The sequence below is a fragment of the Streptomyces sp. 2114.4 genome, from assembly GCF_900187385.1.
Lineage (GTDB): Bacteria > Actinomycetota > Actinomycetes > Streptomycetales > Streptomycetaceae > Streptomyces > Streptomyces mooreae.
Genome location: NZ_FYEY01000001.1, coordinates 1,854,650 through 1,874,378, shown reverse-complemented (window position 1 = coordinate 1,874,378; position 19,729 = coordinate 1,854,650). Strand labels below are relative to the sequence as shown.

13 protein-coding genes are annotated in these 19,729 nt (G+C 73.5%); 8 read left to right on the top strand and 5 right to left on the bottom strand.

Going from position 1 to position 19,729, the window contains the following annotated elements; translation table 11 throughout:
• Window positions 1–37 precede the first annotated feature (37 nt).
• The gene (locus tag CFW40_RS08175) at window positions 38–1,627 is read right to left on the bottom strand and encodes a UvrD-helicase domain-containing protein (RefSeq protein ID WP_088797158.1); all 1,590 of its coding nucleotides are present in this window, start codon (window positions 1,625–1,627) and stop codon (window positions 38–40) included.
• Between the two features lie 563 nt (window positions 1,628–2,190).
• Here CFW40_RS08175 and CFW40_RS08170 point away from each other — a divergent pair.
• The 3 genes from CFW40_RS08170 to CFW40_RS08160 are packed head-to-tail and all read left to right on the top strand — an operon-like array spanning window position 2,191 to window position 8,599.
• Entirely contained in the window at window positions 2,191–5,151 is a 2,961-nt protein-coding gene (locus tag CFW40_RS08170; RefSeq protein ID WP_088797157.1) for a DEAD/DEAH box helicase, read from the top strand.
• Window positions 5,148–6,656 (top strand): SWIM zinc finger family protein, encoded by a 1,509-nt coding sequence (locus CFW40_RS08165; protein ID WP_088797156.1) that lies wholly within the window; start codon window positions 5,148–5,150, stop codon window positions 6,654–6,656. Before CFW40_RS08170 ends, CFW40_RS08165 begins: the two co-directional genes overlap by 4 nt.
• Complete coding sequence (locus tag CFW40_RS08160) at window positions 6,653–8,599, top strand: helicase-associated domain-containing protein (RefSeq protein ID WP_176956552.1); 1,947 nt, start codon at window positions 6,653–6,655, stop codon at window positions 8,597–8,599. Before CFW40_RS08165 ends, CFW40_RS08160 begins: the two co-directional genes overlap by 4 nt.
• Window positions 8,600–8,664: 65 nt before the next feature.
• Here the strand turns inward: CFW40_RS08160 and CFW40_RS08155 are convergent, their stop codons facing one another.
• Window positions 8,665–10,296 (bottom strand): FAD-dependent monooxygenase, encoded by a 1,632-nt coding sequence (locus CFW40_RS08155; RefSeq protein ID WP_088797154.1) that lies wholly within the window; start codon window positions 10,294–10,296, stop codon window positions 8,665–8,667.
• Between the two features lie 726 nt (window positions 10,297–11,022).
• Here CFW40_RS08155 and CFW40_RS08150 point away from each other — a divergent pair.
• From CFW40_RS08150 to CFW40_RS08135, 4 genes are all read left to right on the top strand, one after another.
• Window positions 11,023–11,967 (top strand): zinc-binding dehydrogenase, encoded by a 945-nt coding sequence (locus tag CFW40_RS08150; protein WP_088797153.1) that lies wholly within the window; start codon window positions 11,023–11,025, stop codon window positions 11,965–11,967.
• Window positions 11,968–12,120: 153 nt separating this feature from the next.
• Window positions 12,121–13,038, top strand: coding sequence for an IclR family transcriptional regulator C-terminal domain-containing protein (locus tag CFW40_RS08145; protein ID WP_088797152.1), 918 nt, complete (start codon window positions 12,121–12,123; stop codon window positions 13,036–13,038).
• A gap of 63 nt (window positions 13,039–13,101) precedes the next feature.
• Window positions 13,102–13,740: a uridine kinase gene (locus CFW40_RS08140; protein WP_088797151.1), complete on the top strand. Its 639-nt coding sequence runs from the start codon at window positions 13,102–13,104 to the stop codon at window positions 13,738–13,740.
• A 177-nt stretch (window positions 13,741–13,917) separates the two neighbouring features.
• The gene (locus CFW40_RS08135) at window positions 13,918–14,379 is read left to right on the top strand and encodes a type II toxin-antitoxin system PemK/MazF family toxin (RefSeq protein ID WP_088797150.1); all 462 of its coding nucleotides are present in this window, start codon (window positions 13,918–13,920) and stop codon (window positions 14,377–14,379) included.
• A gap of 83 nt (window positions 14,380–14,462) precedes the next feature.
• On the opposite strand, the gene CFW40_RS08130 is transcribed toward CFW40_RS08135, so the two are convergent.
• From CFW40_RS08130 to CFW40_RS08120, 3 genes are all read right to left on the bottom strand, one after another.
• Window positions 14,463–15,005, bottom strand: a complete 543-nt coding sequence (locus CFW40_RS08130) for a DUF1697 domain-containing protein (RefSeq protein ID WP_088797149.1) — start codon at window positions 15,003–15,005, stop codon at window positions 14,463–14,465.
• A gap of 51 nt (window positions 15,006–15,056) precedes the next feature.
• Window positions 15,057–15,656 (bottom strand): methylated-DNA--[protein]-cysteine S-methyltransferase, encoded by a 600-nt coding sequence (locus tag CFW40_RS08125; RefSeq protein WP_088797148.1) that lies wholly within the window; start codon window positions 15,654–15,656, stop codon window positions 15,057–15,059.
• Between the two features lie 90 nt (window positions 15,657–15,746).
• Complete coding sequence (locus CFW40_RS08120; protein ID WP_088797147.1) at window positions 15,747–16,631, bottom strand: glycerophosphodiester phosphodiesterase family protein; 885 nt, start codon at window positions 16,629–16,631, stop codon at window positions 15,747–15,749.
• Window positions 16,632–17,334: 703 nt separating this feature from the next.
• Between CFW40_RS08120 and uvrB the strand changes: the two genes are divergently transcribed.
• The gene (gene uvrB, locus CFW40_RS08115; RefSeq protein WP_088801968.1) at window positions 17,335–19,467 is read left to right on the top strand and encodes an excinuclease ABC subunit UvrB; all 2,133 of its coding nucleotides are present in this window, start codon (window positions 17,335–17,337) and stop codon (window positions 19,465–19,467) included.
• Window positions 19,468–19,729 lie beyond the last annotated feature (262 nt).

Below are 19,729 nucleotides of genomic sequence, written 5' to 3'. Positions count from 1 at the left end.
TCTCCCACCTCCAGCATCCTCCCGATCGGCCGGCCCGTCACCTGTCTTTGGCGCCTCTTTCCCAGCTGTGCGCTGTTCCTTCCGCTCCTCTCGCCGGCCGTTCGGCGGGCTTTCCTCCGGTAGGGCACGGGTCGGGGAGCGGGGCAGGGGGCGGGTCGCCGGCGGGGTGGCTGTTGATCCAGGACAGTCCGCCGATGTCGAGGAGCGAGCGGGCACGGGTGACGGCAACGTAGGCCAGGCGCGCCTCGTCGAGATCGACCGGGCCGGGCAGCGGGGTCCCGTCCTCGCCGGGCTCGTCGAGGTCGTCGGGCCCCGTGAAATCGTCCGCGACGCGCACGCTTGCCCACTCCCGGCCCTTGGCCCGGTGTGCCGTCGACACCGTCACCTCGGCGGAGTCCTCGGGTGAGAGCTGATCCAGGGCTTGCAGCAGCGCCTCCGTGCCGTGTGCGTCGACGAGCTCCGCCAAGGGGAGCAGATCGCGTCCGGCCGGGTCGGACTCCGCGTACTCGCGCAGTTCGGCCCAGGTCTCGAAAAGCATCAGCTCGGGGTGGCCGGTGCGGCGGCCGGCCTCGAGGTCGTATGCGGCGCGGGCGAGGGCGCTGAGTGCTTGGCCGCCGCCGGCGAGGGCGACCCGGCGGCCCGCCTCCAGCTGCCCGATGACCTCCGCCATCGCTCCCACATTCGTCCGGCACAGGATCGCCTCCGGCACGGGAACCCTGCGTAACTCCGTCTCCCGGCAGGGCGATCCGGTGAGCCGGATCGGCGCGCTGGCGATGGTGAGCCAGCGGTTGGCCTCCGCCGCAAGAGCCGGGCCGAAGCGGAACGACCGGGAGAGGCTGAGCTGTCTGCCGTCGAACCCGGTCATGACGTCGCGGGCGCCGCGCCAGCCGTAGATGGCCTGGGCCGAGTCTCCTACCAGCACCAGTTGTGCGTGGTCGCGCTGGGCCGTGAAGACCTGCTCGACCACAGGGCTGGTGTCCTGCGCCTCGTCCAGGAGCAGGAAATCCCCCGGGATGACGGGCTCGCTCAGCGCCCACATCTTGAGGTAGTGGTCGTGCTCGAAGCGGACGACGCCGTGGTCCGGATGCTGCAGGTCGGCCCAGGCCTTGCGCGCGTAGGGCAGGACGAGAGCGGCGAGTTGTGCGTGCAGCGGCGCGGATTCGGCTCCGCGCGGCGGTGGGACATGATGGGACGCGATCTCCTGGTCGGCCGACTGGCAGAAGCGGGTGACGGTGCGCAGGACCGTGTAGGAGAGCGCCTTGTGGGTCACCTTGCGTGCGCCGATGGGGACGGTCATGTCCTCGTTGATGCCCAGGGCGGCGCCCGTGCGCCATCCTGCTCGCCGGGGGGCGTTCATACGTGCCTGGTAGCGCTTGCCCACGGCGGTGTAGGCGAGGGAGTGGGCGGTTCCGCAGGACACTTCGGCGGGGAAGGTCCGCGCGGCATGGCGCGCGACCGCTCTGTTAAAAGCGATGTACCGGCCTGATCGGACCTCCCGTCGCGCGGTGCGGGCGAGCATCGCGAGGGTGGTCGTCTTGCCGGTCCCGGCGCCGGCCTGGATCACCAGATGCGCGCCGGTCGCAAAGGCCTCCGCCGCGGCGGATTGTTCGGGCGTGGGGATGTGCATGCCGTGCTCCTCATCGACGCGGATTGATTACTGAGAGTGACGATGTCGCTCACCGTAGCGGATTTCGGGCCGAGGGCGAGAGCGATTCCTCCGGCCTGTGGATAACCTCCGGCCCGCGCGCGGAAGGCCTGGTCGGGACGCATTGTCAGTGCTGTCTGCTTCCATCGATCGGGAAGGGCCGGGACCGCGGCGGGGCGAGACGTGCCGTGCGTTCACCGCCCGCGGCCGGGGCTTCGGTGCCCGGCGCTTCGAGGGAGGTGTGAACGCTGGGGAGGGAAGCGGAAGACGTGGTGCGTGCGACCGTAGACTCGCAGGCCGGGGGCGCCGGACCGGGCCGTTCGCGGCAGGTTCCGCGAGCTCCGCGGCCGGGGTGGAACGACCACGCGGTGCACGATCGAGCAGTGCACGGCCACGCCGTGAATCATCGAGCCGCGCACGACCACGCGGCGAATGATCAAGCCGTGGACGACCACGCGGCGAATGATCAAGCCGTGCACGACCACGCGGCGAACGATCAAGCGGTGCGCGACCGTGCAGTGAACGAACGAGCAGTGAGGAATGGCATGACCAGGCGGCGGGAGGCGGCAGGGGAGGCCCGGCCGTTGCACGACCCGCCCGCGGCCGGGTCCGGGGGCGCGGGGCAGAGCGGGGAAGCCGGCGCTGCGCCGGCTCGCTGCGCCGCGGTCTTCCTGCCCGCCCTGCCCGGCCGGCCGCCGCGCGCCGGGACGATCGCTCTGTGGCGGCCCGATGGCGGCCCCCTCCCGGACGTCGGAACGGGGGCCGTCGGAACCGGGGAGGACGGCGGGGCCGCGCCGGGCGGCGACGGGGCCGTCGGGCCGGGGCAGCTGACCGTCGCCTGCCGCCATGGGAACGGCGCCCGTAGCCGCACGGTCCCCGCCGTGCTGCTCTCCCTGGCCGAGGCGGTCCCCCTGCTGGTCCGTGCCCGGCACGACCCGGCCGCCCACCCGGCCGCCGCCTGCTGGGGCGCGGCCACCCTGCATGCGCTGCATCTCGCCGCCCGCGGCAGGCTGCTTCCCGGGCTGACCGCCGAGGACACCGACGCCTGGCGCGCCGGGCCGCTGGACCCCGACGACATCGCGCATCTCCGGGCCGTCGCCGCGGCGATGCCCGCCGAAGCCCACGCCGTGCCCATTGCCGGCAGCCGCCCGCTCCAGGTGTACGACCCGGCGGCCCTGGTACGGCTCTACGTGGACGCGGTCGCCGATGCGCTGCCGCGTACCCCTGCCGCCGGACTGGTCGCCGGCGCCCCGTTCGCCGCGACCGGGTCCCAGCACCTTCCCGGCGCCCGGGACTGGGCCGCCGAGGTCGCGGCCGGTGCCGACGCGGGCGTACGCCTCTCCCTGCGCCTCGATCTCGCCCCGCACAAGCTCTTCGACCGGGGTCAGGAGAGCGGGGCGGGCGGAGCCGAAGAGCGCAGTGCGGCGGCCGCCGTCCTCCAGGTGCACAGCCTCACCGACCCCACCCTGGTGACGGACGCCCGCGAATTGTGGGACGGCGAGGAGCCCGCGCATTTCGGGCCGCGCTCCCGTGTCGACACCCTGCTCGCCCTGCGCCGCGCCGCCCGTATCTGGCCCCCGCTCACCCGCCTCCTGGAGCAGCCCGTTCCCGACGTACTGGCGCTCAGCGAGGACGAGTTGTACGCACTGCTGGGGGAGGCCGCACCCCGCCTGGGCGCCGCGGGAGTGACCGTCCACTGGCCCAGGGAACTGGCCCGCGGCCTGACCGCGACGGCGGTGCTGCGCCCGGCGCCGGGCTCCGCCGCCGACGGCTTCGGCTTCTTCGACACCCGTGAACTCCTGCAGTTCCGCTGGCAGGTGGCGATGGACGGGGTGCCGCTGAGCGAGGCGGAGATGGATGCCCTCGCCGAGGCGCACCGCCCCGTTGTCCGGCTGCGCGACCAGTGGGTCCTGGTCGACCCAGGGCTCGTCCGCAAGGCCCGCAAACGCGAACTGGGCTACCTGGACCCGGCCGAGGCCCTGGCCACGACACTCGACGGCACCGCCGAGGTGGACGGCGAGGAGGTCGACGTCGTGCCCGAGGGTGCCCTCGCCGCGCTGCGCGCCCGGCTCACCGCCGAGGCCCGGCCCCTGCCCCAGCCGCCGGGGCTGCGGGCCACCCTCCGTGACTACCAACTACGGGGCATGGCCTGGCTCGACACCATGACCTCCCTCGGCCTCGGCGGTTGCCTCGCCGACGACATGGGCCTGGGCAAGACCCTCACCGTCATCGCGCTCCATCTGCACCGCCGGCCCGCCGCACCGGTCCTCGTCGTCTGCCCGGCCTCCCTGCTCGGCAACTGGCAGCGCGAGATCGAACGCTTCGCCCCCGGTCTCCCCGTACGCCGCTTCCACGGCACCGGCCGCAGCCTCGACGGCCTGGCGGGCGGCTTCGTGCTGACGACGTACGGGACGATGCGCAGCAGCGCCCCCCAGATGGCCGGGCACCCGTGGGCCTGGATCGTCGCCGATGAGGCCCAGCACGTGAAGAATCCGCGCTCCTCGACGGCCAAGGCGCTGCGCAGCATCAAGGCACCTGCCCGGATCGCCCTCACCGGCACGCCCGTGGAGAACAACCTCTCCGAGCTGTGGGCTCTCCTCGACTGGACGACCCCCGGACTCCTCGGTTCCCTCAAGACGTTCCGTGCGCTGCACGCCCGGGAGGTCGAGGGCGGCGAGGACGCGCGGGCGGCCGAGCGGCTGGCCAGGCTGGTGCGCCCGTTCGTCCTGCGCCGTAAGAAGTCCGATCCGGGCATCGTCCCGGAACTGCCGCCCAAGACCGAGACGGACCACCCGGTGGCGCTGGGACGCGAACAGGCCGCGCTGTACCGGGCCGTCGTCCGCGAGACCCTTTCCCGGATCGAGAACGCCGAGGGCATCGCCCGCCGCGGCCTGGTCATGAAGCTGCTCACCGCCCTCAAGCAGATCTGCAACCACCCCGCGCAGTACCTCAAGGAGGCCGCGCCCGGTCTCGCCGCCCGCTCCGGGAAGCTCGAACTCCTCGACGAACTCCTGGACACCATCCTCGCCGAGGGCGGCGCCACCCTGGTCTTCACCCAGTACGTGGGCATGGCGCGGCTGCTCGAACACCACCTGACCCACCGGGGCATCCCGGTACAGCTCCTGCACGGCGGCACCCCCGTCGCGGAACGGGAGAAGATGGTCGACCGCTTCCAGTCGGGCCACGCCCCGGTCTTCCTGCTGTCCCTGAAGGCGGCGGGCACCGGCCTGAATCTGACCCGCGCGGGACACGTGATCCACTACGACCGCTGGTGGAATCCGGCGGTGGAGGAGCAGGCCACCGACCGGGCCTACCGCATCGGCCAGACCCGGCCCGTCCAGGTCCACCGGCTGATCGCCGAGGGCACGGTCGAGGACAACATCGCCCAACTCCTCAGCGCCAAAAGGGCACTCGCCGACGCCGTGCTCTCCGGTGGCGAGAGTGCACTCACCGAACTGTCCGATGCCGAACTGGCCGACCTCGTCTCCCTCAGGAGGCCCGGATGACCCCCCGCCCCGCCTCCGGGCGCGCCGCCGCCGCGGACCGGCTGGCCCGCGCGGACCGCTCGCGCACCTTCCCGCCCCTGCCGGCCCGGGCGGGAGCCCGCGGGCTGTTCGCCGAATCCTGGTGGGGCAGCGCCTGGCTGGAAGCGCTGGAGACCACGGCCCTCGACAGCGCCCGGCTCGCCCGCGGCCGGACCTACGCCCGCGACGGCCATGTCGACACCATCAACGTCACCCCGGGCCGCATCGTCGCCACCGTACGCGGCAGCAGACCCCGCCCCTACAGCGCGGAAATCCGCCTCAGCACCCTCACCGACCCGGAGTGGGACGGACTCCTGGACGCCGTCGCCGCGGAGCCCGGACAGCTCACCGCCCTGCTGGCCAAGAAGCTGCCCCAAGCCCTGGCCGAAGGCGGGGTGCGCCTTCTGCCGGGGCCGGGCGACCTCGTCCCCCGGTGCTCCTGCCCCGACCACGGCAGGCCCTGCAAGCACGCCGCCGCGCTCTGCTTCCAGGTCGCCCGCCTCCTGGACGCCGACCCGTTCGTCCTGCTGCTGATGCGCGGCCGCGGTGAACGCGAACTCCTCGACGCGCTCTCCCGCCGCAACGCCGCCCTCACTGCCCGAGAGGCCCGCGCCCACCGGCCCGCCACCCACCGGCCGCCCCCGCGCCGCCCCGCGCCCGAAGGCGGAACCCCCCACACCGGCACGGCACCGAGCGCCGCGGCGGCCACCGGCGCGGCCCCCGGGGAGGCCGCGGCAGCGGCCGGGCCGAAGGCTCTCCCCGGTGTCCTCGCCAGGGCGGCGCTCGCCGACCGTCCCCGCCCGCCGCTCCCTCCGCCGCTGCCGGCCCCGCCCCGGCCCGGCCACCCCCCGGCCCTTCCGGACGCCGACCACCTCCCCTTCGACCCCGCGGCCCTCGAATTCCTGGCAGCCGACGCCGCGGCCCGTGCCCATGCCTGCGTGTCCGCCGCCGGATCCGCAGGGCCCGGCGACGGGCGGCGCCCCGAAGACGGGCGGTATCCCGGGGGCGGGTGGCGCACCGGCGACGGGCGGCCGCCCGTCCCCAGCCCCTTCCCGGCGCTGCCCGTATGGGAGGACGCCGTCCGCCTGGCGGCCACCGCCCATCCCACCGCCGGCCTGACGTCCGCCACCCGGGCCCTCTACCGCGACCTCGCCGCGGCAACCGGCCGGACGACTACGGACGTGGCCCGCTCCGTCGCCGCCTGGCGGCAGGGCGGCCGCGAAGGCCTTGCCCTCCTCGAAGCCGTCTGGAACCCGCCGGCCGGCGACTTCGACCGGGCCCGCAGCGCCCTCCTCGCCGCGGACCTCCCGGCCCTGCGCCCGCGCCACAACCACCTCACCGACGCCGAGCGCGGCATCCAGCTCCGTTTCGGCCACGACCACCGCTGGTATCCGTACGAATCCGAGCCGGGCGCCGAGGACTGGTGGCCCACCGGCCCCGCGGACCCCGACCCCGTGGGCGCCCTCACCACGCTGCTCGCGCGATGACTAACCTCGACGCCGTGGAAGGTCTCGATGCTGTCACCCGATCCCTCGCCCGGCGCACCCCCGAGCAGCTCGCCGCGCTCCTCACCCGGCACGCCGAACCGCTCGCCCGCCGGCCCGCCCCCACCGAACTGCGCGGCCTGGCCCAGGCGTTGTGGTCCTACGAAACCCTCCACCACCTCGTGCTGCACCTCGACCACCCCCGGCTCCAGGTGCTCGCCACCACCGCCCGCATCAGCCAGGAGCGGGCCGGGCGGGACGCCCCCGGCCCCGCCGCCCCAGCCCCGGGCGCCGACTACCAGTCCCTGATGGCGCACCGGCTGTCCTTCGCGCATCTGGCCACCGAACCCGTCCCGCCCGAAGACGTCTACGCCGCCCTCGGGGCCGCCGCACCCGGCCCCGCGCGCAGCGCCGCCGAATCCGCACTGCGCCACCTCTGCGACGACGGACTCGCCGCGCCGGCCGAGGACGGCACGATCGTCGTGCCGCCGCGCGCCCCGCAGCTCCTGGCCGCGTACGACCTCGGCCCGTTCCTCGCGCACGCCCCGCAGCCCGTGCCGGACGACACCGCCCCCGGAGCGCCCGCCGCCACCGTCCCCCCGACCTCGCCGCACGACGAATCCCGGGCCGCCGCGGCGACCCTCGCCGCCACCGTCGACCGGCTGCTGGCCGCCCTGGCGACGCAGCCCGCCGCGCTGCGCAAGTCCGGCGGGCTGGCCGTACGGGAGATCAAGCGGCTGGCCAAGGCGGCCGGCGCCACCGAACCGCACACCCGCCTCCTCCTCGACCTCGCGCTGGCAGCCGACCTGATCGCGCTGACCCGCAGCCCCTCCGGCATCACCGCACTGCCCACCGGCGCCTACGACGACTGGCTCGCCCGCCCGCCCGGCGCCCGCCTCGCCCCGCTCCTGGCCGCCTGGTCGGGACTGTGGGACATCCCCACCCACACCCCGGCCGGCGAGACCCCGACCGCGCTGGTCCGTGGCCACGACCGGCACGCCCCCGCCCTCCGGCACGCGCTCCTCGCCGCCCTGGCTGCAGTCCCGCTCGAGGGGGGAACCCCTCTACCGCCGTTGCCGTTCACGGAGCCCCCACGGCAGGAAACGGGCACCCGCACCCCGTGGGAGGACCTGCTCGGCGCCGCTGACTGGCATCGCCCCCTCGCCGTCACCCGCCAGCCGATGGCCGGGGAACGCGCCGCCCACACCCTCCACGAGGCCGCCTGCCTGGGGCTGGTCGCCCACGGCACCCTCACCCCCCTCGGCCGGGCGCTGCTCGCCGACCCGCGCTCCCTCGACGAGCCGCTGGGCGATCTGCTCCCGCCGCTCCTCGAACAGGCCCACTTCCAGGCCGACCTGACCGCCGTCGTGCCCGGCCGCCCCACCGCCGCGCTCCAGGCACTGCTCACCGCCGCGGCCGACCGGGAATCCGAAGGCCACGCCGTGACCTGGCGGTTCACCCCCCGCTCCGTACGCCGTGCGCTGGACGCCGGCCACCGCGCCGAAACCCTCCTCGACGACCTCGCCCGCGCCTCGGCGACCGGCACCCTGCCGCAACCGCTCGGCTACCTCGTCCGGGACGCCGCCCGCTCCCACGGCCGGATGCGTGTCCTGCCCGCCGCCTGCTGCATCCGCTCCGACGACGAGGCCCTGGTCGACGAGCTTGCCGCGCACCGTGACCTGCGTGACCTCGGACTGCGGGTCATCGCCCCGACCGTCCTGGTCAGCAGCCGGGAGCCGGCCGCCACTCTGGACGCGCTGCGCGCCGCGGGCTACGCGCCGGCCCTGGAATCCGACACCGGCACCACGACCGTCGAACGCCTCCCCGCCCACCGGACCAAGGCCCCCGCCCCGCCCCGCAATTCCCACGCACCGCTCGCCCTCGCCCACCGCCTCCTGGGGCTGCCGGCACCCTCCCAGGAGGCGTCCACGACCGGTGCCCCGTGACCCGTTGCCGGGGCAGCGGAGGGCTGCCCCGGCACCAGCGGCGCGTCGGATAAACGGTGAAGGCCTCAGCCGTCCGCCGGTTTCCGCCGGCCGGCCCCGCCGATACGGCGCAGGGCGGTCGGGCGGAAGCCGAGGCGCGGGAGGCGCTTCGGGGCGGTCGGTGAGCCGCGGGGCGGTGCCGACGGCTGTCCCGGGGCGGACGACGCGGCGGAGAGCCGGGTCGCGGGCGTCGCCGCGAGGGCGGAGGCGGCACCGGCCGCTGCCGGGGGAAGCGGGGCGGCGGACGGCGCGGGGCCGCCCGTCGCCGGCCGCGGGGGCGGGAGCGCCTGGGGTGAGACCGGCCCGCCCGCCGCACCACTTGCCGCCGGTCCGGTCCGTGCCGCGTTCCGGAGCAGACCGAGTACGGCGAAGGGGCGCAGGACCGGGGCCGCCGGAGCGAAGGGCGTGACGACATCGAGGTAGGCGCGGCTGACGGCGGGCCGGCCGGCGGCGGGGGAGGGGAGCACCGTGCCGGTGGCCAGGGACCAGGGTGTCCGGGCGAGGCGTCCGAGGCTCCGCTGCACCTTCCGGGCGAGCGCCGGCTCGTCGATCCCGTGCCGCCGCAGTGCCCCGCGCAGCACGGCGGCACCATGGGCGGCGAGGGCCAGGCCCTGACCGCAGTCGGGGGCGAGCGAGACCACGGCACCGCCGAGGGCGATGAACCCCGTAGGCCAGGACGGCAGTTGTTCATAGCGCCGCCGTCGGCTGGTGGTGTCCCGGGACAGCCGCACCTCGCTCAGCGGCTCGGCGTCCGCGATGAGGTCGCCGATGACGCCGTTACCCGTGCGGCGCGCGAACGGCACGAAACGGCCCGCGTGTTCGGAGGGCCGGTCGTCCCCGGTGCCGGTGAGCGTGACCAGCCAGCGCCCGCCCTCGATGGGGATCAGCGTCGCGGTCTTGCCGGGAACCGGGCGCCGCGGCACGAGAGCCCCGGGGGCCGGGGTGGTGAACGCCGAACGGGTGGTGAGCACCGGACAGTTCTCCATGCCGTCGGGGGCCCGGAAGATACGGGTCGCCGAGACGATGTCGCAGTCCGCGCGGTCTTCGCGTGCGGTGGGCAGCCCCAGCGCGGCCAGCCGGTCCCGGGTGGTGGAGTGCCGGCCGGTGGCGTCGACGACGAGGTCGGCGTCCAGACGGTACGTGGCGCCGGTGGTGGTGTCCCGGACGCGCACGCCGGTGATGTGTTCCGCGGTGCCGGTGAGCCCGGCCGCTTCGGTTCCGTCGAGGACGCTCACCCCCGGGAGGGCCGCCGCCTGTTGGCGGACGACCCGGTCGAGCAGATCGCGGGAGCAGGCGATCAGATGCTCACCACGTGCCCGCCGGACCGACCGGCCCGCCGGCCGCCGGTCGGCGGACTCCGCCGGTTTCGGCATCCTGCGGGCGCCCTCGGCCAGCCAGCGTTCGAGGCTGCCGGGCAGCAGCGCGTCGATCAGCCGCGCGCCGTGCGCGGTCAGCAGATGGGCGTGCCGGGCCCGCGGAAGGTCCGTGGGCAGGGCGGGCGTCCGGGGCAGCCGGTCGCGCTCGACGACGATGACATCGGCGTGTTGGGACAGCGCCGCGGCGGCGAGCATGCCCGTGAAGCCGCCGCCGAGCACCACGGCGAGGTAAGGGTGGTGGAACTGGAGCCCGTTGCTGCTCGTCGTGCTCGATCCGTTCATGGGCAGTCCCTTTCTCGGCGGCGGAGCACGGATCCCCGGCGGGTGCGGGCCACGTCCAGAAAGGGCGGTGCCGCATACGGTCGGGAACGCCGGCGCGCGGCGGCGATGACGGCGTCGGTGACGGCGGTGAACGAAGCCGTCAACGAGAACGGCAGGGACGCGGATGCGGTCCGCAGTATGCGCAGAGGTGCCGGTGGAAGCGGTTGCGCTCGTTGTGGGTCCCGGCAGGCCGACGCGAACGCCGGCCTGCCGCCCCCCGATTTCCCCATCATGATTCCCCCTCAGGCCGTGCCCGCGCCGCCCCGCGCACCGCCACGTCCTCCGCCGCCACCCGCCCGTATCACCGGGTGGGGCGGGCGAGCACAACTGCCTCGTGGAGTGAGCTCTGCCCCGGGGGACGCAGCCGTCACATCCGGTCAACGGCGGACACCCTTCCGGATCGTAGGCGGCGGCGATCACATCCGACAGCCGGGTGTGAGAGAGCGGCGCGTGGTGGCCACCCCGGAGATACCGATGGGTAGATCTGCAGCAAAACGGTGCAATGGGCGGAAACCGCTGCGGCGTTTTCTCACGACGCGAGAAAGACGGGCCGGAATATCTCGTGCGGGGAGGGACGGCGGCGCGCGGAGCCCCGCAGGTTGGCGGGAAATGATCGGGTACCGACGGACCGCCGACGGGCCTGCCTACCCTGTGCGGGCACCGCACTGGAGAACCCGAGGGAGAGTCGTGCGCGCGATTGTGATGCGAGAATTCGGCGGCCCGGACGTGCTGCGGCTCGAGGACGTTCCCGAGCCCGCGCCCCGCGCCGGCCACTCGCTGGTCGAGGTGTCCCTGGCCGGCATCAACTACGCGGATGTGCACGTCCGCGGGGACTCCTACCTCGCACCCGTCGAGCTGCCGTACGTACCCGGGAACGAGGTCGTGGGGACGGTGGACGGCGGACGGCGCGTCGTCGGGCTGTGCCGCGGCGGCGGATACGCGGAGCGAACGCTGCTGCACCGCCGCGTGACCTGGGACGTCCCCGACGCCATCAGCGACGCACAGGCCGTTGCGCTGGCGCTGCAGGGCAACAGCGCCTGGCATCTGCTGTTCACCTCGCTGCGCCTCACCGAGGGCGAGACCGTCGTCGTACCGGCCGCGGCGGGCGGCGTCGGTTCGCTGGCCGTCCAGCTCGCCGCGCACGCCGGGGCCAGGGTCATCGGCCTCGCGGGCTCCCCGGAAAAGCGCAAACTGGCCGAGGAACTGGGCGCCCACGCGGTGGTCGACTCGACCGCCGAGGACCTGACCGAGCGCATCCTGGACGCGGCCGGCGGACCGGTCGCGGCGGCGCTGGAGATGACCGGCGGGCTCACCTTCGAGCGGACCCTCGCCGCCGTCGCACCGCGCGGCCGCCTCGCCGTCTACGGGTTCGCCGGCGGCGACCTGGCGAGCGTGCCCACCCGGGAGCTGATGGCGCGGAGCATCACCGTCTCCGGCTTCTGGCTGCCGCAGCTCTACGCGGACCGTACGGCCCTGCCGACGTCCATGCGGGCGCTGTTCGGCGCGGTCGCCGACGGCACCCTCAAGCCGCTCACCGGCACCGCCTATGCGCTCGGCGAGGCGGCACGGGCGCACCACGATCTGGCCGCACGCACCCCGACCGGAAAACTGGCCCTCGACGCCGCCCGGTAATCCGGGTGACCCGGGGTGCCGGACGGGCACCACGCCTGCGGGAGCGGGCCCCGGGACCGGCCGCGGGGAGGCGCGGCCTGCGGGGGCACCGGCCCGCGGCGCACCTGCCGTACGCCTTCGGGCGCCAACCACTGCCAGGGGAGAGAGCACACGATGGGCAACAGCACCGCAGCCACGGGAGCGTCGGACTCGGCCGCCGTGCCCGCCACCGGCACGGCGCCGCGTTCCGCGGGCCCCGCCAAGAAGGCGCGCCAGGCAGCCAAGGGCACGTCGTCCACGGGCTCCCGGGCGTCGGGATCCGGCCATGCCGAACGGGTCTTCCTCGTCCAGACGGCCTTCGCCGAACTGGGCGGATCCGCCCACGGCCCGGGTGAGATCGCGGAGTTCACCGGCCTGGACGACTCCGTCGTCTACCGCATCCTGCAGTCCGGCATCTACCAGCGCATCTTCGAACGGGTGGACCGCGGCCTCTACCGGCTGCGCACCTCGGCGGCCCAGCTGGCCTTCACCGCGCTCGACCACCGCCTCGACGGCGCGGCCTCGCAGACGGTGCTGAGCGAACTGCGGACGGCCACCGACGACGGGCTGGCGTTCCTCTACATGGTGGCGCCGTTCTCCGGCGCGCAACGACAGTGCGTCGACATGGCGGTTGGCGACTCCGACCTCGCGGAGCTGGGGATGACGCCGCGCGACGTGCTGTCCGTGACGCGGTCGCTGCGCACCGGTGCCTCCGGGCGGACGATCCTCGCCTACCTGCCGGAGGTGCTGCAGCAGCGGGTGCTGGCCGAACCCGTCCCCGACCAGGCGGGACCCGGTGTCTACCGGGACAACGAGGCGCTGAGGGAGTCCCTGGCCGAGGTGCGCGACCTCGGACACGCCCTCGGGTACGAGGAGTGCATGGCCGGCTGGAACTCCTGTGCGGCGCCGATCATGTGGGACGGCTCCATCATGGGAGCGGTGCTGCTCCTCAAGCTCAAGTCCGTGATGCCGGTGGCCCCCGACGGCGTCATCGAGGCGACGAAGGAGGCGGCGGCCGAACTGAGCCGCCACGGCGCCGCCCGGCCGTCCTGAGCGGCGGCGACCGGCCCCCGGCCGCGCGGCGTCCCGCGCCGGGCTGCCGGGCACAATGGCGGGGTGCGGCTCGAAGCGATCACCTGGGAACGGCTCACCGACGCGCTCGCCGAGCGCATCGTCACGATGCCGGCGAAGGACGGGAGCCCCTGGCTGCGGGTGGCCCTCGACGGGGCGCCCGCGGCCGCGCCGGGCGAGCTGGCCGGGCGGCTCAGCCAGGCGCTGCGGATCCGGGGGCGGGCGGTGCACCGGGCCGGCACCTTCGGCTTTCTGCGCCCCGCCTCGCTGCGGCTGGAGTACGGCCGTGAGGATCCCGACGCCTACCACGACGAGTGGTTCGACCGGCAGGCCCTGTGGCGTGAGGTGTTCCAGCCGCTGGACGTGGGCGGCACCGGGTGGGTGCTGCCCGACCTGTGGGACCCCGCGGCGGACCGGGCGACGCGCAGCGCGTACGTGCAGCTGCCGCCCGGCGGCGTCCTGCTGTTGCACGGCCCTCTGCTGCTCGGCCACTGGTTCCCCTTCGATCTCTCCGTGCATCTGAAGCTGTCACCGGCCGCGCTCGCCCGCCGCACCCCGCAGGGCGAGCGCTGGACCCTGCCCGCGTTCGCGCGCTACGAGGCCGAGACCCGGCCCGAGGAGGTGGCGGACGTGGTCGTACGAGCCGACGACCCCCGCCGGCCGGCCTGGAGCGGCCCGCTCTGAACGTCCGCGCACAGGCTGCGTCCTCGGCCACGGGCTGCGTCCTCGGCTCCCACGAATGCCCCCTTCATCGGAAAAAGCCGTCGGAAAAACCGTACGGCCGACCACTGACAATCGAGCCCGGACCGCTGCACGCGGACCGCTGATCACCGCGCCGGCGGCGGCGGTTAGCGTGACTGCGTGACCACTTCATTCAATGCATCCGACGAGTCCGCCGTGCTGCCCGGCAGCCAGGGGCCCACCGCGACCGTGGAAGCCCGTCCGCAGTCCGTCGGCACCGTGACGATGACCTATGCGCCCGACCCCGACGGCGACCCGGACCCCGGCGAGATCGTGTGGACCTGGGTGCCCTACGAGGAGAACGACGGCCGGGGCAAGGACCGCCCCGTGCTGGTCGTTGCCCGCGAGACCGGCGGAACGCTGCTGGCCGTGCAGCTGTCCAGCAAGCGGCACCAGAACGACCGGGAGTGGGTGCCGCTCGGGGCCGGCCCCTGGGACCGCGCGGGGCGCGACTCGTGGGTGGCCGTGGACCGGGTGCTGCGGGTGCACCCGGCCGGGATGCGGCGCGAGGCCTGCGCGCTGGACCGGGGCCGCTTCAACCTGGTCGTCAACCGGCTGCGCGAGCGCTACGGCTGGCGCTGACGGCGGGACTCCTGGACGCCGGAGCTCCGGGGCGCAAGCTCCGGGGCGCCGGACTCCGCGGCTCCGGGGAGCGACCGTGGGACTCAGGCGTCGGCCAGGGCCAGGAGCTTGGTGACGGTGTTCCAGTTACGGGCCGTCGCCGTCACCCCGAGCCGGGCGCGGCTCACCACCGCGGCGAGCTTGGAGCGGCCGATGCCGCCGGGGCACCACAGATACAGTTCGCGTCCGGTCAGCCGGTACTGATCGGGCGCGAACGCGGCCGGGTCGAGCCCGTCCAGCCGGGAGGTGTCGGCCGGCACCGCCGACAGGAACGTGACATGCAGGCTCTTGGGATCCGCTACGGCCTGGGGAAACGGATTCGCGGCGACGGCGGCGGCCAGCTCGTCGCGGGTCCGGACGATGATCGGCACCGTCAGGCCGAGTTCGGCGGCGATCCGGTCGTGGAGCATCCGGGCCGTCTCCTGCGGGGGGATACCGGGGTCGGCGAAGACGATGTTGCCGGTCTGCAGGAGCACCGAGACCTCGCCAAAGCCCAGGGACTCGGCGAGTTCCAGCTGCTTCGCCTTGGGGAAGGAGTTGTGGCCGCCGACATTGATGCCGCGGAGCAGAGCGATCTGACGGGACATGGGCTGCCCTTCGTAGGAGCCGGCCTCGGCGAGGGCGGACGACGGTCACGATCAGAAGAGCGGAGCGGGCAGCACCCCTTCGAGGGCCAGCAGCAGACGCTTGGTCTCCAGACCACCGCCGAAGCCGCCGATGCCGCCGTCACTGGCGACGACACGATGGCAGGGGACGACGACCGGAAGCGGATTGGCGCCCATCGCGGCGCCCACCGCGCGGGCGGCACCCGGTTCCCCGACCCGGTCGGCGAGGTCCTGATAGCCGACGACGTCGCCATAAGGGACCCCGGCGGCCAGGGCCTGCAGGACCCGGCCGGTGAAGCCGGCGGACAGCGACCAGTCCAGCGGGACGGTGAAGGACTGCAGCTCTCCGGCGAAATAGGCGGTGAGCTCGGCCGTGGCCGTCGCCAGATGAGGAACCGCTGCCGTCGGCGGCCCGCCGAAGAACTGCTCCAGACGGGTCAGCTCCCGGCGGGCCGTCTGCCCGTCGGCATGGAAGACGACACGGACCAGGCCCTCCCGGGTCGCGGCGAGCAGCAGCGGGCCGATCGGTGTCTCCAGCCGCGTCCAGGCCCAGTCGCGCCGGGCCGCCGTCCCTGTCTCCGGTGCGGTGTGAGGCGGCCCCTCCGGACGCGGAGCCTGCTCGGAATTCGTCACCTGATCAGGGTAGGACGCACCACTGACAATGCCGCGGGAAACGGACCGGCTGCCGCCCTGAGCCCGTTCCCCACCGTCTCCGGATCCGGCTCAGTCGTCGTCGCCGCCCACCGCGTCGCGCACCACGTCGGGCTTGTTGGTGATGATGCCGTCGACGCCCAGACCGGCGACCTTCACCGCGGTTGCCGCGTCGTCGACGGTCCAGGTGTACAGGTCCAGCGGTCGTCGGTGCGGGCCCTTCAGACCGTGCACGGCGGCGACGTACTCCGGGGTGACCGCGGTGTGGACGGGGTTGATCTGATCGCAGTACCGCGCGAACTTCGGGAGGTCGGCGACGGACGGGTTGCCGAGAAAGCCCGTCGTGAGGTCCGGCCGCAGGCGGTGCACGGTCTTGAGGGCGTCGGCGTTGAAGCTCTGGATGATCAGACGGCCCTTGACGTGCCCCTTGTCCAGCCAGCCCGCGCGACGCAGCTCGTTGAGGGTCTGCCGCTCGATGCCGGGGTAGAGCTCCGGCGATTTCAGCTCCATCAGCAGGCTCTGGTCGTTGTGCTCGACCTCGTCCATGTAGTCCTCGAGGGTCGGCACCCGCTCCCCGCGGAACTTCCGTCCGAACCAGCTGCCCGCGTCCAGCTTCTCGATCTCGCGGAGCGTGAAGTCCGATACGTTCCACGGGGAGCGGCCGGGAAAGACCTGCTCGACGTTGGTCGTCCGGGCGAGCGAGTTGTCATGGAGGATGACCAGCTCGCCGTCCTTGGTGCGCTGGACGTCGTTCTCGACCCACTCGAAGCCCAGCCGGTCGGCCGCGTCGATCGAGGCGAGGGTGTTCTCGGGCGCGTACGTCGAGGCGCCGCGGTGAGCGATCGTCACCGGAGGGCGTCCGCCCGGTGCGGCCTGGACGACGGTTGTGGAGAGGGCGAGCGCGGACAGACCCATGAGCGCACCGGCGGCAACGGTGGCGACGGGGCGAATACGCATACGGACTCCTCGTGACGTCGTGGACGTGAGCTGACGTGAAGTGACGTGAACCGGGTCGGACGGGCAGAGGCTCGCAGCTGTGCCGTAGCGGGAGGCGGTCGTGTGGTGGCCGGGCGCTGAACGGGGAGTGGCCGGTTTTCCGGTGCGGAGCGACACGCAGTTGCAGGGTGACCGGATTGGCCGTGCCACGGACGTACGACCCGACGCCGTCCAACTTGCCGGAGCCTCGGCATCCGCGCATCTTGACCGATGATGCGTCACCCGTCGTGCGCCTGAACGGTTTTGGTCGAACACACCTCGCGGGGTGGTCCGCCGCGCCGGCTCCGTGCGTGGGCGCGTCGCGCTCCCGGGCCCGGTCACGGAACCGGGCCCGGGACCCGGCCGCGGAGGGGAGCAGGGCCGCTTTCCCGCGTGTCCCGGGTGCCCCACGTGTTCCGCACGTCTCCCGCACGCGAGGGCCACGGCCGGTCTGCGGCGTCACGCGCTCCGGTGCGGCCCACCGGTTCGCCGGCCCTCCGGCCCACCGGCCTGTCGGCCCGCCGTCCCACCGGCCCGCCGCTCCGTGGCGCCCGTCGCCCCCGGCCGCCCCGCCCTCCGTCGCGCCCCGCCCGGCGCCCGGAAAACGACCCCGTCACAGCCCCGAAACCGCAGGTCAGAGCACTGGTCACGTCGATTGTCAGTGCTGAGTCGTACCGTGGATGCCATGCGGCCCGTATCAAACATCGAACGCACGGTGGCGCCCTTCGAGGTCGTCAGCCCCTACCAGCCCAACGGCGACCAGCCCGCGGCCATCGCCGAACTCGACCGGCGTATCCGCGGGGGTGAAAAGGACGTCGTCCTGCTCGGTGCGACCGGCACCGGCAAGTCGGCGACCACCGCGTGGATGATCGAGAAGCTGCAGCGCCCGACGCTCGTCATGGCGCCCAACAAGACCCTCGCGGCCCAGCTCGCCAACGAATTCCGCGAGCTGCTGCCGAACAACGCCGTCGAGTACTTCGTCTCCTACTACGACTACTACCAGCCCGAGGCCTACGTCCCGCAGTCCGATACGTACATCGAGAAGGACTCCTCCATCAACGAGGAGGTCGAACGGCTGCGGCACTCCGCGACGAATTCGCTGCTCACCCGGCGTGATGTCGTCGTGGTCGCCTCGGTGTCCTGCATCTACGGCCTCGGTACGCCGCAGGAGTACGTCGACCGGATGGTGCCGCTGAAGGTCGGCGACGAATTCGACCGCGACGCGCTGCTGCGCCGCTTCGTCGACATCCAGTACACCCGCAACGACGTCGCCTTCACCCGTGGCACCTTCCGGGTGCGCGGCGACACCATCGAGATCTTCCCGGTGTACGAAGAGCTGGCCGTGCGGATCGAGATGTTCGGCGACGAGATCGAGGCGCTGTCCACCCTCCATCCGCTCACCGGCGAGGTCATCAGCGAGGACCGGGAGCTGTACGTCTTCCCGGCCAGCCACTACATCGCCGGCCCGGAGCGCATGGAGCGGGCGATCGCCGGGATCGAGGCCGAGCTGGCGGACAGCCTCGCCACGATGGAGAAGCAGGGCAAGCATCTGGAGGCCCAGCGGCTGCGGATGCGCACCACCTACGACATCGAGATGATGCGTCAGATCGGCTCCTGCTCGGGCATCGAGAACTACTCGATGCACATGGACGGCCGCGAGCCCGGCTCCGCGCCCAACACCCTCCTCGACTACTTCCCGGACGACTTCCTGCTGGTCATCGACGAGTCGCATGTCACGGTCCCGCAGATCGGTGCCATGTACGAGGGCGATGCCTCGCGCAAGCGCACCCTCGTCGAGCACGGCTTCCGGCTGCCGTCCGCCATGGACAACCGGCCGCTGAAGTGGGAAGAGTTCCTGGGGCGCATCGGCCAGACCGTCTACCTGTCCGCGACACCCGGGAAGTACGAGCTCTCCCGGGGCGACGGCTTCGTGGAGCAGATCATCCGCCCGACCGGTCTGGTCGACCCGGAAGTGGTGGTCAAGCCCACCGACGGACAGATCGACGACCTGGTGCACGAGATCCGTACGCGCACGGAGAAGGACGAGCGCATCCTGGTCACCACCCTCACCAAGAAGATGGCCGAGGACCTCACGGACTACTTCCTCGAGCTCGGTATCCAGGTCCGGTACCTGCACAGCGATGTGGACACCCTGCGCCGGGTGGAGCTGCTGCGGGAGCTGCGCTCGGGTGAGTACGACGTCCTGGTGGGCATCAACCTGCTGCGGGAGGGCCTTGACCTGCCCGAGGTCTCCCTGGTGGCCATTCTGGACGCCGACAAGGAGGGCTTCCTGCGGTCCGGTTCGGCGCTCATCCAGACCATCGGACGTGCGGCGCGCAATGTCTCCGGACAGGTGCACATGTACGCCGACAAGGTCACCCCGGCGATGGCGAAGGCCATCGACGAGACCAACCGCCGCCGGGAGAAGCAGCTGGCGTACAACAAGGAGAACGGCATCGACCCGCAGCCGCTCCGCAAGAAGATCGGTGACATCGTCGCCACCCTCGCCCGCGAGGAGATCGACACCCAGGAGCTGCTGGGCTCGGGGTACCGCAAGGGCGCCGCTGCCAAGGAGACCCAGGGCAAGGCGCCGGTCCCGGCGCTCGGCGGCAAGGCCGCGAAGGGCAAGGGCGGCAAGGCGGGCGCGGACCTGACGGACCGTCCCGCCGCCGAACTGGCCGCGCTCATCGAGGAGATGACGGAGCGGATGCGGGCCGCCGCGGCGGAGCTGCAGTTCGAGGTCGCCGCCAGGCTGCGCGACGAGGTGAGCGAACTGAAGAAGGAACTGCGGCAAATGAGGGAGGCCGGGGTGAAGTAAGGGGGGAGCGGCACGGGCGGAGCGGCACGAGCTGCAGCGGCCGGAGCTGAGGGGAGTACCGGGGCGGTGCGGGACCGCCCGCCGGGCCGGCCGCCGAGCCCGCCCCGGCCCGGCATCGCCGCATGTGAACGGGGGTCGGCCGGCGGCGCCCGGGTGTGTTGCAGAAGCGCCACAAACGCGGGTCCGGCGCGCCCTGGGCCCGTCGTCGTGCGTAGGGTCGAAGGGGCCGCCGGAAAGCTGGGCGGGGACAGTACAGAGAGGG

Coding starts and splice junctions, on each gene's coding strand:
- CFW40_RS08175 (WP_088797158.1), bottom strand. CDS start 1,627: ATGCACATCCCCACGCCCGAACAATCCGCCGCGGCGGAGGCCTTTGCG.
- CFW40_RS08170 (WP_088797157.1), top strand. CDS start 2,191: ATGACCAGGCGGCGGGAGGCGGCAGGGGAGGCCCGGCCGTTGCACGAC.
- CFW40_RS08165 (WP_088797156.1), top strand. CDS start 5,148: ATGACCCCCCGCCCCGCCTCCGGGCGCGCCGCCGCCGCGGACCGGCTG.
- CFW40_RS08160 (WP_176956552.1), top strand. CDS start 6,653: ATGACTAACCTCGACGCCGTGGAAGGTCTCGATGCTGTCACCCGATCC.
- CFW40_RS08155 (WP_088797154.1), bottom strand. CDS start 10,296: ATGAACGGATCGAGCACGACGAGCAGCAACGGGCTCCAGTTCCACCAC.
- CFW40_RS08145 (WP_088797152.1), top strand. CDS start 12,121: ATGGGCAACAGCACCGCAGCCACGGGAGCGTCGGACTCGGCCGCCGTG.
- CFW40_RS08130 (WP_088797149.1), bottom strand. CDS start 15,005: ATGTCCCGTCAGATCGCTCTGCTCCGCGGCATCAATGTCGGCGGCCAC.
- CFW40_RS08120 (WP_088797147.1), bottom strand. CDS start 16,631: ATGCGTATTCGCCCCGTCGCCACCGTTGCCGCCGGTGCGCTCATGGGT.
- uvrB (WP_088801968.1), top strand. CDS start 17,335: ATGCGGCCCGTATCAAACATCGAACGCACGGTGGCGCCCTTCGAGGTC.